The following is a 12,974-nucleotide window of genomic DNA, read 5'->3' on the forward strand; positions in this document are numbered from 1 at the left end:
CCCTAAAAGAGCTAGCTGAGCGCCGCGTCGACGGCGCGCTTGGCCATGACCGTGACGAGATGCGCACGGTAGTCGGCTTCGGCATGGATGTCCGAAGTGAGGCCCTCGGTGTCGATCTTGATCGCCGCGATCGCGGACGGATCGAAACTTCGAGACAGCGCTTCTTCCATCGGGGGAACGCGGAATACGCCGGAGCCCGCTCCGGTCACGGCCACGCGAACGCCATCGGCGAATTTCGCCACGAACACGCCGACCAGCGCATAGCGCGACGCCGGCGCCTTGAACTTGGCGTAGCCCGCCTTGAGCGGTGCGGGAAAGCGGATCGCGGTGATGATCTCGCCAGGTTCGAGCGCGGTCTCGAACAGGCCGCGGAAGAACCCGTCGGCCGCGATCTCGCGCGTGCTGGTGACGACGGTCGCGCCAAGGCCCAGCACACCTGCCGGGTAATCGGCCGCCGGATCGTTGTTCGCGACCGAACCGCCGATCGTGCCGCGGATGCGCACGGCGGGATCGCCGATCATCGACGCCAGCGCGGCGAGACCGGGAATCTTTCCCTGCACCAGCTTCGAGGCGGCCACCACCGCGTGTGGCGTCATCGCACCGATGGTGATGGTGGCGCCGCCGTCGGTGATGCCCTTCAGATTCCCGAGCTTCGACAGGTCGATCAAGGCAGGCGGGCTCGCCAGCCGCTGCTTCAGCGTCGGGATCAGCGTCATGCCGCCGGCGACGAGCTTGCTGTCCTCGATCGATGTGAGCAGTTTGGCAGCGTCGGGAATCCGGTCCGGCTGGTGATAGGCAAACGGTTTCATGATTGTCCTCCCTATTCCGCAGCGACCGGCAGCGATGCATTCTGAAGCAGGCGCCAAATCCGGTTCGGCGTCGCCGGCATGTCGACATGGGCGACGCCGAGATGCGACAGCGCATCGACCACCGCATTGATGACCGCAGCCGGCGAACCGATGGTGCCGACCTCGCCGCAACCCTTCACGCCCATCGGCGTGTGCGTGCACAGCGTCGAATGGGTCGAGATGTTCATCATCGGCATATGGTCGGCGCGCGGCATGCAGTAGTCCATCAGCGAGCCCGATAGCAGCTGGCCCGAGCCCTCGTCATAGACCGCGTTCTCGTACAGCGCCTGACCGACGCCCTGCACGATGCCGCCGTGCAACTGGCCCTCGACGATCATCGGGTTGATGACCGTGCCGACGTCGTCCACCGCGGTGTAATTGACCAGCGTCACCGTGCCGGTTTCCGGGTCGATCTCGACCTCGGCGATGTGGCAGCCGCCGGGATAGGTGAAGTTGACGGGATCATAATAAGCCTGCTCTTCCAGTCCCGGCTCCAGCACTTCGAGCGGATAGTCGTGCGGCACGTAAGCGGCGCCCGCGATCTCCTCGAACGTCTTCATGCGGTCGGTGCCTGCGACCGAGAATTTTCCGGCCTCGAACTGGATGTCCATCTCGGCCGCTTCAAGCAGATGCGCCGCGATCTTCTTGCCTTTCGCGACCACCTTGTCGGTCGCCTTCGACAGCGCCGCGCCGCCAACCACCAGCGAACGCGAGCCATAGGTACCCATGCCGAACTGCACGCGATCGGTATCGCCAAACACGATGTCGACGTTGTCAAACGCGACGCCGAGCTTTTCCGAGACGATCTGCGCGAACGTCGTCTCGTGGCCCTGGCCGTGATTGTGGGTGCCGATCATGACCGTGACCTGGCCGGTCGGATGCACCCGCACCGTGGCGCTCTCATAGAGCCCGCCGCGCGCGCCCAATCGTCCCGCGAAGCGCGACGGTGCGAGGCCGCAGGCCTCGACATAGGTCGAGTAGCCGAGCCCGCGGAATTTGCCCCTGCGCGCCGACTCCGCCTTGCGGATACCGAAGTTCTTGACGTCGGCCGCGACAAGGGCGCCGTCGAGACACCCCATCGGATCGCCGGAATCGTATTGCACCAGCACCGGCGTCTGATACGGGTAGGCCTCCTTCGGAATCATGTTGCGTCGGCGAATCTCGACGCGGTCGATCCCCATCTCGCTGGCTGCGACGTCGACGATTCGCTCCAGCACGAAGGTCGCCTCGGGACGGCCGGCGCCGCGATAGGCGTCGACCGGAACGGTGTTGGTGAACACCACCTTCACGTTGCAGTAGATTGCTGGCGTGGTGTAGACGCCGCCGAGCAGCGGCCCGTAGAGATTGGTCGGGATGTTCGGCCCGAAGGTCGAGAGATAGCCGCCCATATTGGCGAGCGTGTTGACACGGAAGGCCAGAAACTTCCCGGTCTCGTCCAGCGCGAGTTCGGCCTCGGTGACGTGATCGCGGCCGTGGCGATCGGAGACGTAGCCTTCGGAGCGGCTCGCAACCCATTTGATCGGCCGCATTACGCGCTTGGCGGCCCAGGTGATCACGGCCTCCTCGCCGTAGTGAAACTGCTTGACGCCAAAGCCGCCGCCGACATCGGGCGCGACCACGCGCAATTTGTGCTGCGGGATGTTCAGCACCAGCGCGCCCATCAGAAAGCGCACGACGTGCGGGAACTGGCTGGTGGTCCACAACGTGAAGCGATCCGTGCCGGGCTCGTATTCGGCGATCGCCGCGCGCGGCTCCATCGGGTTGCCGATCAGCCTGTTGTTGACGAGACTGAGCTTTGCGACATGCGCCGCTTTCCGGAACGCGGTCTCGACCGCGGCCTTGTCGCCGAGCTCCCAATCGCAACAGAGGTTGTTCGGCACGTCGTCGAACAGTTGCGGCGCGCCGGGCCGCACCGCTTCGAGCACGCCGACCACCGAGGGCAGCACCTCGTAGTCGACCGTCAGCAGCTCGGCTGCAGCGCTGGCCTGCGCCGGCGTCTCCGCGACGACGAAGGCCACCATGTCGCCGACGAAGCGCACCTTGCCCTGCGCCAGCATCGGGAATGGCGGCTCCTTCATCGGCACGCCCTTGGCATCCGAGATACCCCAGCCGCAGGGCAGCGAGCCCAGCTTGTCGGCGGCGGCATCCTCGCCGGTCAGGACCGCGATGACGCCGGGCGATGCGAGCGCCGCACTCTTGTCGATGCCGCGCACGATCGCGTGTCCGTGCGGCGAGCGCACGAACACACCCGCCGTCATACCGGGACGCTTGATGTCGGAGACGTAATTGCCGCGGCCGGTGAGGAAGCGCTGGTCCTCTTTCCGTTTGGGTGAAGCGCCGATCCCGATCACATTGCCCATGGTCACTCTCCCCTCGCGGTGTTCATGGCGGCAGCGCCAGCCATGACCGAGACGACGATGTTCTGATAGCCGGTGCAGCGGCAGATATTGCCTTCGAGGCCGTGACGGACGTCGGCTTCCGTCAGGTCCGGCTTCTCGGTCGCGAGCGCCACCGCTGTCATCAGCATACCGGGCGTGCAAAAGCCGCATTGCAGGCCGTGATGCTCGCGAAACGCTTCCTGCATCGGATGCAGCTGGTTCGAACCGGGCGCTCCATGAAGCCCCTCGATAGTGAGGAGCGTCGCGCCGTCGAGCGCGGGCGCGAGCAGTGTGCAGCTCTTCACCGGCAGGCCGTCGAGGTGCACCACGCAGGCGCCGCACTGGCTGGTGTCGCAGCCGATATGGGTACCGGTGAGGTTGAGCCGCTCGCGCAGCAGCTCGACGACTAGCATCGCCGGTTCGACATCGACAGTGGTTGGCCGTCCGTTGAGTGTGAAGGATATCTGCACGATCATACTCCTGTGCGCGACGGGTCTTTAGGCGAGTGGAAGCGCGCTGCCGGTGGCCCATGTGGCCATCACGACGTCGCCGACGGTGAACGGATCCGCGAAGAAAGTCTTTTCCGGCACGTAGGCGACGAACGCGTCGTCCGGCACGGTGTCCAGCATGACCTTGACGAAATAGCCCTGGTATTCGATCGCGAGCACACGACTCGGCAGCAACGTGGTGCAGCCCGGCGGTAGTTCCCTGCCCGGCCGGACCAGCGCGACATCGTCGCGGCGCACGGCGATATCGATCTTGTCACCGACGCTCACCGTGGACCGCGCCTGAAGCGGGACCTCGATGCCATCAGGCGCGGCCTGCGCGAGCGTAAAGGTCGAACCGTTGACCTTCTCGACCCGCCCCGACAGCACGTTCTGCCCGCCCATGAACTCAGCGACGTAACGATCGTGCGGATGGGCATAGACGTCGCGGGCCGCGCCCGCCTGCTTGATCCTGCCCTGCTCCATCACCACCACCAGATCGGCGAGCGCGATCGCCTCGAGCTGGGTATGGGTGACGTGGATGAAGGTGATACCGAGCTCCTGCTGCATCCGCCTGAGCTCCTGGCGCATCTGCACGCGGAGCTGCTCGTCCAGGGCGGACAGCGGTTCGTCGAGCAAGAGTACCCTCGGCTCGGTGATCGCGGCGCGCGCCAGCGCCACACGCTGCTGCTGGCCGCCGGAGAGCTGCGCCGGCAGGCGGTCGGCGAATTGCGTCAGCCGCACCTTCTCGATCATGGCATCCGCAGCGCGCAGGCGATCAGCCTTCGACATGCCGCGCACGCGCAAGGCGAACGCGATGTTGTCGCGCACGGTGAGATGCGGGAACAGCGCGTAGGACTGGAACATCATCGCGGTGCGCCGCTGCACCGGCGCAAGACCGACGACGTTCTGCCCGCCGATCACGATCTCGCCGGCGGTCGGGTCCTCGTGGCCGGCGATCATGCGCAAAATCGTGGTCTTGCCGCAGCCGGAGGGACCGATGAAGCAGCAATAGGCGCCGTCGGCGATCTTGAGATTGACACCGTCCACCACATTGGTGACGCCGTCAAAGCTCTTGCAGACGCCCGCCAGTTCGATATCGCCGCGATCGCTCTTCATTCCGAGCTCAACCCTTTGTGCTGCTGCCGCGCTTTTTCTGGATCAGCACGATGCTGCCCAGGCTTGCGCCGATCACGATGAAGGAGACGATCGTCGTCACCGTCCCGAGCGCATAGAGTGAGGGGGACGTGACGTTCAGCGTCATGCTCCAGATCTCCAGCGGCAGCGTGTTCAGTGAGCCCGCGGTCTGGAGGCTGCGCGCAAACTCGTCGTAGGAGAGCGTGAAGCCGAACAGCGCGACCGCGACGAGGCCGGGCGCCAGCACCGGAATCATCACCAGCCGGATCGATTGCCAGCGGCTGGCGCCGAGGTCGTAGGCCGCCTCCTCCCAGACATGGTTGAAGCGCGACATCACCGCGAACATCACGAGCACGCCGAACGGCAGCGTCCAGGACAGTTGCGCGCCGAGCGCCGAGGTGTACCAGCTCGCATTGAGCCCGAGCGCCTGGAACAACAGACCGGTGCCGAGGCCGAGCACGAGACCCGGCGCGACCAGGCTGCCGATCATCATGTAGAACACGACGGTGTCGCCGCGAAAGCGCTTGCGAAAACCGAGCCCGGCGAGGAACGAGACCACCACCGTGATAACAGTGACAATGACGGCGAGCTTGATCGAGCGGTCGAACGAGCCCTTGACGTCACCGGTCCGCACCTGGGTGAAGAGATCGACGAACCAGTGCAGCGAAGTGCCCTTCATCGGGAACACGAGGCCGCCGCGGATGTCCTGGAACGACAGGACGTAGATGCAGAACATCGGGCCGTAGAGCGCGATCACATAGAACGCAAACAGCGTTGCCAGGACGTAGAACGTCCACGGCCGGCCGCCCTTGCTCGGCGCAATCGCCTTTGTCGCCGGCGCGATCGTCTTTGACACATCGGTTTTGGACATGTCGGCGAGAACCGCGCTCATCGCGTGATCTCCTGCCTGATGTCGACGGTGCGCAGGATCAGCGAGACGATCGCGACCAGCACCAGCGTCAGCAACACTGCGCTGGCCGCCGCGCTCGGATATTGCAGCACGCCGACGTCCTCGTAGAACGCGCTCACCACCGAAGCCGAGCCGCCGCCGGACATCACCTTGACCACGAAGAAATCGCCCATCACGATCGAGACGACGAAGATGGTGCCGAGGGCGATGCCGCTCTTGGACATCGGCACCACGATCAGGCGCATGATGTCGAAACGGCTGGCGCCTGCATCGATCGCGGCCTCGATCAGCTTCTTGTCGATCCGCGCCATGGAATTGAAGATCGGCACAATCATGAAAATGGTGAGCTGGTGGACATAGGCGATGACGACCGCCAGGTCCGAGAACAGCAGCACTTCCAACGGCTGGCGGATCACGCCAAGCCCCAGCAGCGCCTGGTTGATCAGGCCTTCCTTGCCGAGCAGCGGAATCCAGGAAATCATCCGGATGATGTTCGAGGTCCAGAACGGCACCGTGCAGAGCAGGAACAGGCCAATCGCCAGCAACTGGTTGCGGACGTGGAAAACCAGGAAGTAGGCGACGAAGAAGCCGATGATCAGTGTGAAGATCCAGGTCAGCACCGTGAATTTGATGGTCGCGAGATACAGCTTCAGCGTCAGCGCCGAATGCAGCACCTCGACATAGCTTGCGAGCGTGAAGCCCGGCGTCAGCCCGCCAAAGCCGTCGGTGGCGAAGAAGCTCGCAGCCAGCACGACCAGGATCGGCGCCACGAAGAACGGCACGAGCACCAGCACGAGCGGAGACACGTAGAGCCAGCCGGCGAGATTTGCGCGTGGTGAGGTTTGAGCTGGACTAAGAGCTGGACTAAGGCTTGGCTGCATGTCGGCAAATGCCTCGAACTCGGTCATTTGGCACCGGCGCATCGCCACGCCGGCGCTTCGTTCACGTCAGGAAAAGCAGGCTTCAGGCCACCTTGAAGTCGTTCCAGCGCTTGTTCATGTAGGCGGCTTCGTCCATCAGCGTATTCCAGCAGGAGATGTTCTTGACGCGGTCGAGGAACGAACCGCCGTCGCGCTTGGTGCCCGCCTTCTCCATCGCAACGCCATAGGGATCGTTGACCACCTCCGGCGCGGGCTGGCCCTCGTACCAGAACGCCCATTCGGCCGGCGTGAGGAATTTCTTCGCAGTCGAAGGCACCGGGCTGTAATAGCCGTAGCGCGCGACGAAACCGCCCTGCCAGCCCGACAGATACCAGTTGAGATATTCGTAGGCCGCGTCCAGCTTCTTGCCGGAGAGATGCTTCATCAGGCCCATGCCGTTGCACCAGCCGCGATAGCCTTCCTTGCCGTTCTTGATGTTGACCGGCGCGTAGACGCAGGGGATTTCTTTCACGCGCACCGCGGCAACCGCCGGCGACCACATCGACTGGATGACCACTTCGCCCGCCGCCATCAGCTGCACCGACTGGTCGAAGGTAGTCCAGGTCGCGCGGAACTGGCCCTGCTTCTTGAGCTCGATCAGCTTGTTGCAGGTGAAGTCGATCTCCTCCTTGGTCATGTTGCCCTTGTTGCCGTACTTGATCAGCCCGGCGCTTTCGAAGCAGAGCGCGGCGTCCATGATGCCGATCGCGGGCACGTCGAGGATCGCGGCCTTGCCTTTGAATTTCGGATCGATCAGATCCTTCCATTCCGTGACTTCATGGCCGACGAGGTCGGGGCGGTAACCGATGGAGTCGGCGTTGTAGACCTGCGGCAGGAAGGTCGCCCATTCGGTCACGCCGTCGTTCAGATCGGTCGAATCGGGCTTGGCGATATACATGGCCTCGTAGGGCGAGATGCCCTGGCGCGGGATCTTGTGACCGTCGATCTCCCCCTTGGTGAAGATCGGCAGGATGTTGTCGAACTCCTTGATCTTCTTGACCTCGATGCCCTGGATCACGCCGCGCTTGGCGGCGAGCTTGGCCTGCCAGCCCTCGAGATCGGCGATATCGACCGTATTAGGCTGGCTTATGAAGCGGTTGATGGCAGCGGAGGTGTCGAGGTTCTGCATCGTCACCTTGAAGCCGAGATCCTTGGCGGCCTGGTCGCCGATCGCCTTCACCACCGAATAGGACACGCCGACATGGCGCAGCTCGATATCCTTGATCTCCTGCGCCCAGATGGTCGGGAAGCCGCGGATCGCGTCCGATCCTGCGGCAGCGCCGGCCACCGCCGCAGCGCCCTTCAACAGCGTGCGTCGGCTCAGCTTTTTCGCAGACCTGTCGCTCGTCCCCGCCGGATTGGCAGTGGATGTCCCCTTGTCCCTGTCAAGCATGGCAACCCTCGTTGGCTACGATGAACGCTGCGCACCGGTCGCCATTGACCGGCTGCGGATGTGACCAATTGCGCAGGAGGCTATGGGCGGGATGTTGTGAAGTAAAATTGGAAGTAAAAATTCGCTGCATAAACGCGGCTAATGGTTCGCCCCGCTGCACCGGCTTTTGGCAGCGCGCATAAGAAGGCGTCAAGACGTGCATACAAAACGATGGCTTCGAACGTGCGGGCCCGTTCGCGCGGCAGACGTGATGAAGGCGGCCCTCAGGACCTGAGCTGGTCCCGCGCCGTCTCCGGCGCCATCAGTGTGGCGATGATGGTGACGATCGACAGGGCGATGATGTAGACCGACACGGCCCAATAAGAACCGGCCCATGCCAGCAGTGCCGTCGCAATCAGCGGCGAAAAGCCGCCGCTGAGCGCCGCGGCGACGTTGGCTCCCAGCGATGCGCCGCTGTAGCGCACCTGGGTGCGGAACAGCTCCGGCATGAAGGCCGCCTTCGGCCCGAACAGCAGCGCATGCGTCAGTGTCATCGTGACGACGAGCGCGAGCGTGATCAGCGCCGGCTCCCTGGTGTCGAGGAACCAGAACAACGGAAACGCCAGCGCCACCGAGAACACACCGCCGGCGAGATACAGCGCCTTGCGGCCGAAGATGTCGGACAGCCAGCCTGCGAGGGGCAACGTCGCGAGCTCGACGAGCGCGGCATAGACCACCGCATTGAGGATCACCTGCCGCGGCAGGCCGAGCTGCGTCGTGGCATAGACCACGGTGAAAACAGTGAGGAGATAAGCAAGCCCGACTTCGGACACCGTGATGCCGATCGCGAGCAGGAAGCTGCGCCAGTCGCGGCGCAGGACTTCCAGCGCCGGCTGCGCCAGCACCTCCTTGCGCTCGAGCACCTCCTTGAAATGTGGTGTCTCCGCGAGTTTCAGCCTTACGATGAAGCCGACGCCGACGAGCAGGATGCTGATCAGAAACGGCACGCGCCAGCCCCAGCTCAAGAAGTCCGCTTCGGGCAGCTGCGTCATCAGACCGAAAATGCCGGTGGACGCGGCGACGCCAACGGGGAAGCCGATCTGCACCAGACTGCCGTAGAAGCCGCGGCGGTTGCCGGCGTGCTCGGCCACCATGACCACCGCCCCGCTCCACTCGCCACCGAGCCCGATGCCCTGGACGAAGCGCAAAATGACCAGGAAGATCGGCGCCCAGACGCCGATCTGACTGTAGGTTGGCAGGCAACCGATCAGGAACGTGCCCAGTCCCATCGCGATCATGGTCGCGACCAGCATCTTCTTGCGGCCGACCCGGTCACCATAATGCCCGATGATGGCACCGCCAATCGGCCGCGCGACAAAGCCGACCGCATAGGTCGAGAACGCCGCCAGCGTGCCGACGAAGGGATCGAAGCTCGGGAAGAACAGCTTGTTGAAGACGAGTGCGGCGGCCGTGCCGTAGATCAGGAAGTCGTACCACTCGATAGCCGTGCCGAGCGCGCTCGCCCACACCACATGCGCCGTCGTCGATTTCTCCGCCGCAGTGGAGACCCCCGATGCTGCCGTCATTGCCGCGCCCCAAGATTCCTGGGCGCCATCATGGCCAATCGCGATGGCGGTTGCAACTTGTCCGGGCATAATCGTCGACGAGGATCACAGTGGGTGACAATTGCGCGCTACTGCTTCAGCACCGTCATTGCGAGGAGCCCTTGCGACGAAGCAATCCAGAATCCCGCCGCGGAAAGAACCTGGATTGCTTCGCTTCGCTCGCAATGACGTTGTTGAAACAGTCGCGTGCGCCGCTCCGCAACCTCTTCGCGGCCTTCACGGAACCTGCATCCCTTTATTCGCCATTGACAAACTTATTTAACATTATCTAACTTGCTCTCACAATAACCGGCCGCGCCAAGCGGCCCATAAACGAGAGGGAACGACGATGAGAGGGCTTTTGGCCTGCGCTATGCTCGGGGCCATGACTTCGGCTGCCATAACCACCGTTGCGAACGCGCAAATCTCCGACGACGCTGTGCGGATCGGCGTGCTGACGGATCTGTCGAGCTGGGGCCGCGACAACAGCGGGCCAGGCTCCGTGGAGGCCGCGAAAATGGCGGTGGAGGAGTTCGGGCCCACCGTGCTCGGCAAGCCGATCGAGATCATTAGCGTCTACCATCAGATGAAGACCGACGTCGGCGTGCAGATCGTGCGCGGCTGGTTCGACAACGGCAAGGTCGATGCCGTCGTCGACATTCCCAATTCCGGCATCGCGATCGCCGTCCACAACATGGTGCGCGAGCGCAACAAGATCGCGCTGCTGTCAGGCCCCGGCGCGAGTTCGTTGACCGACGAGCTTTGCAGCCCGAACACCGTGCACTTCACCTATGATACCTACGCGCTGTCGAAGGTGACGGCCTCCGCCGTGATCAAGGAAGGCGGCAAATCCTGGTACTTCATCACCGCCGACTACGCCTTCGGCCAGCAGCTCGAGAAGGACGCCACGCGCTTCATCAACGAGATGGGCGGCAAGGTCTTGGGCGGCGTGAAGCACCCGACCAACACCGCCGATTTCTCCTCTTTCGCGCTGCAGGCGCAGAGCTCGAAAGCCGAGGTCGTCGCGTTCGCGAATGCCGGCCAGGACACCGACAATGCCATCAAACAATCCGGCGAGTTCGGCCTGGTCCAGGGTGGTCAGAAGCTGGTCGGCCTCCTGATGTTCGACACCGACGTGCATGCGGTCGGCCTCAAGGCCGCGCAGGGCACCTACATGACCACGGCGTCGTACTGGAACATGGACGAGGCGACCCGCGCTTGGTCGCGGAAATTCTACGAGCGCACCAAGGTGATGCCGACCATGATCCAGACCGGCGTTTACGGCTCGGTGCTGCATTATCTCAAGGCCATCAAGGCCGCCGGCACCGATGATCCCGCCAAGGCGATGGCCAAGATGCGCGAGCTGCCAATCGAGGATACATTTGTTCATGGCGGACGCTTGCGCGAGGACGGCCGCGTCATTCGCGACATGTATCTCGCCAAGGTGAAAACACCCGAGCAGTCCAAAGAACCGTGGGATTACCTTGAGATCATCAAGACGGTGAAGGGCGAGGACGCCTTCCGCCCGGTCTCCGAGTCCAAATGTCCGCTGCTCAAGAAGTGAGGCCTGCATGACCGGCAACGAGCGCAACGCAATTGAGAGTTACGAGTGCGATGTGCTCGTGGCTGGATCGGGCTGCTCCGGCATGTCGGCCGCGATCACCGCGCGCTATCGCGGCCTCGACGTCCTGATCGTCGAAAAGGAGCCGCGCTTCGGCGGCACCACCGCTCGCTCCGGCGGCTGGTTGTGGATTCCCGGGACGTCGCTGGCAAAAGCCTATGGCATCGAGGAGACGCCTGAGCAGGCCCGCACCTATCTGCGGCACGAAGCCGGCAACAACTTTGACGCCGCGCGCGTCGATGCATTCCTGAGCGCCGGGCCCGAGGCGGTCGATTTTTTCACCAACAAGACGGCGCTCCGTTTCGACATGCCGCTGGTATTCCCGGATTATCACGCCGAGGCGCCCGGCGGCACCCAGGGTGGTCGTTCGATGGTGGCACGCCCGTTCGACGGCCGCGAGCTCGGCGACCAGATCAAAACCCTTGGCACGCCCCTGCCCGAGCTCACCGTATTCGGCATGATGCTCGGATCCGGCAAGGACATCGTCCATTTCATGCGTGCGACGAAGTCGCTGAATTCGGCGGTCTATGTCGCAAAGCGCCTGTCGCGGCATCTGATGGACGTGCTGCGCTATGGCCGCGGCATGACGCTGACCAACGGCAACGCATTGGCCGGGCGCCTCGCGAAATCCGCACAGGATTTGAAGATTCCGATGTGGCTGTCCGCGCCGGTACGCGAGCTGAGGGTCGAGAACGGCACTGTCACCGGCGCCATCGTCGCCCGCGAGGGACGCGACGTCCGCATTCGTGCCAGACAAGGCGTCGTGCTCGCCTGCGGCGGTTTCCCGCATGATGTCGAACGGCGCAAAAAGCTGTTCCCGCACGCGCCGACTGGGAACGAGCATTTTTCGCCGGGACCGACCGGCAATACCGGCGACGGCCTGCGCCTTGCGGAAAGCGCCGGCGGACATGTCGAGGACCGGCTGCCGAACGCGGCAGCCTGGGTCCCGGTCTCGGTCACCAAGCGCAAGGACGGCTCAAGCGGTGTGATGCCGCATTTCATCGACCGCGCCAAACCCGGCGTGATCGCGGTGATGCGTGACGGCAAGCGCTTTGCCAACGAGGGCAATTCCTATCACGACTTCGTCCAGGCCATGGTGAAGGCTGCGAAGCCCGGCGAGGAGATCGCGGCCTATCTCGTCTGCGATCACCAGACGCTTCGGAAGTACGGCCTCGGCTGCGTGCCGCCATTCCCGATGCCGCTAGGTCATCACCTCAAGACCGGCTATCTCATGCGCGGCGAGACGCTGGAGGCGCTCGCGGCAAAGGCGGGCATCGACAGCATGGCGTTCGTCGAGACCGTCAAGCAGTTCAATGCGACCGCACCACAGGGGCATGATGCGGCCTTCGGCAAGGGCTCAAAGGCCTATAACCGCTACCAGGGCGATGCGCTGCACGGCCCGAACCCGTGCGTCGCGCCCATCGAGAACGGTCCGTTCTACGCCATCAAGATGGTGGTCGGCGATCTCGGCACCTATGCCGGCATCGTCACCGACGAGAACGCGCGGGCGCTGGATGCAGAAGGACGGGTCATTCCGGGGCTCTATGCCGCCGGCAACGACATGGCGAGCATCATGGGCGGCAATTATCCCGGTGCCGGCATCACGCTTGGGCCGGCGCTGACCTTCGGCTACATTGCCGGCCGTCATCTCGCCGACAGCGCCGCCAAGCGCAACGCGGCATAAGCCACGCCAGGAGGC

10 protein-coding genes are annotated in these 12,974 nt (G+C 63.9%); 2 read left to right on the forward strand and 8 right to left on the reverse strand.

Features of this window, described 5'->3' with window-relative positions:
• Positions 1 to 11: 11 nt before the first annotated feature.
• The 8 genes from BRA1253DRAFT_RS15430 to BRA1253DRAFT_RS15465 all read right to left on the reverse strand — a co-directional run bounded on the left by BRA1253DRAFT_RS15430 (position 12) and on the right by BRA1253DRAFT_RS15465 (position 9,636).
• Positions 12 to 809, reverse strand: coding sequence for a xanthine dehydrogenase family protein subunit M (locus BRA1253DRAFT_RS15430; RefSeq protein ID WP_007595766.1), 798 nt, complete (start codon positions 807 to 809; stop codon positions 12 to 14).
• A gap of 11 nt (positions 810 to 820) precedes the next feature.
• Positions 821 to 3,208, reverse strand: coding sequence for a xanthine dehydrogenase family protein molybdopterin-binding subunit (locus tag BRA1253DRAFT_RS15435; RefSeq protein ID WP_007595767.1), 2,388 nt, complete (start codon positions 3,206 to 3,208; stop codon positions 821 to 823).
• Positions 3,209 to 3,210: 2 nt separating this feature from the next.
• Positions 3,211 to 3,702, reverse strand: coding sequence for a (2Fe-2S)-binding protein (locus tag BRA1253DRAFT_RS15440; protein WP_198288252.1), 492 nt, complete (start codon positions 3,700 to 3,702; stop codon positions 3,211 to 3,213).
• Positions 3,703 to 3,723: 21 nt separating this feature from the next.
• Entirely contained in the window at positions 3,724 to 4,830 is a 1,107-nt protein-coding gene (locus tag BRA1253DRAFT_RS15445; RefSeq protein ID WP_007595769.1) for an ABC transporter ATP-binding protein, read from the reverse strand.
• A 7-nt stretch (positions 4,831 to 4,837) separates the two neighbouring features.
• A complete protein-coding gene (locus BRA1253DRAFT_RS15450) occupies positions 4,838 to 5,740 on the reverse strand; it encodes an ABC transporter permease (RefSeq protein WP_007595770.1) in 903 nt (300 codons plus the stop codon).
• The gene (locus BRA1253DRAFT_RS15455; protein WP_007595771.1) at positions 5,737 to 6,666 is read right to left on the reverse strand and encodes an ABC transporter permease; all 930 of its coding nucleotides are present in this window, start codon (positions 6,664 to 6,666) and stop codon (positions 5,737 to 5,739) included. Before BRA1253DRAFT_RS15455 ends, BRA1253DRAFT_RS15450 begins: the two co-directional genes overlap by 4 nt.
• A 55-nt stretch (positions 6,667 to 6,721) precedes the next feature.
• On the reverse strand, positions 6,722 to 8,071 hold the full coding sequence (locus BRA1253DRAFT_RS15460; protein WP_007595773.1) for a PotD/PotF family extracellular solute-binding protein: 1,350 nt from the start codon (positions 8,069 to 8,071) through the stop codon (positions 6,722 to 6,724).
• Positions 8,072 to 8,334: 263 nt separating this feature from the next.
• Positions 8,335 to 9,636, reverse strand: a complete 1,302-nt coding sequence (locus BRA1253DRAFT_RS15465) for an MFS transporter (protein WP_007595774.1) — start codon at positions 9,634 to 9,636, stop codon at positions 8,335 to 8,337.
• Between the two features lie 367 nt (positions 9,637 to 10,003).
• Between BRA1253DRAFT_RS15465 and BRA1253DRAFT_RS15470 the strand changes: the two genes are divergently transcribed.
• Together BRA1253DRAFT_RS15470 and BRA1253DRAFT_RS15475 are read left to right on the forward strand one after the other, a co-directional pair.
• Positions 10,004 to 11,218 (forward strand): ABC transporter substrate-binding protein, encoded by a 1,215-nt coding sequence (locus BRA1253DRAFT_RS15470; protein ID WP_007595777.1) that lies wholly within the window; start codon positions 10,004 to 10,006, stop codon positions 11,216 to 11,218.
• Between the two features lie 7 nt (positions 11,219 to 11,225).
• Positions 11,226 to 12,959 carry an FAD-dependent oxidoreductase gene (locus BRA1253DRAFT_RS15475; protein ID WP_007595778.1) on the forward strand — a complete coding sequence of 578 codons (1,734 nt, stop codon included), beginning with the start codon at positions 11,226 to 11,228 and terminating at the stop codon, positions 12,957 to 12,959.
• Positions 12,960 to 12,974 lie beyond the last annotated feature (15 nt).

Origin of the sequence: Bradyrhizobium sp. WSM1253, assembly GCF_000244935.1 — a bacterium.
In the GTDB taxonomy this organism is placed as follows: domain Bacteria; phylum Pseudomonadota; class Alphaproteobacteria; order Rhizobiales; family Xanthobacteraceae; genus Bradyrhizobium; species Bradyrhizobium canariense.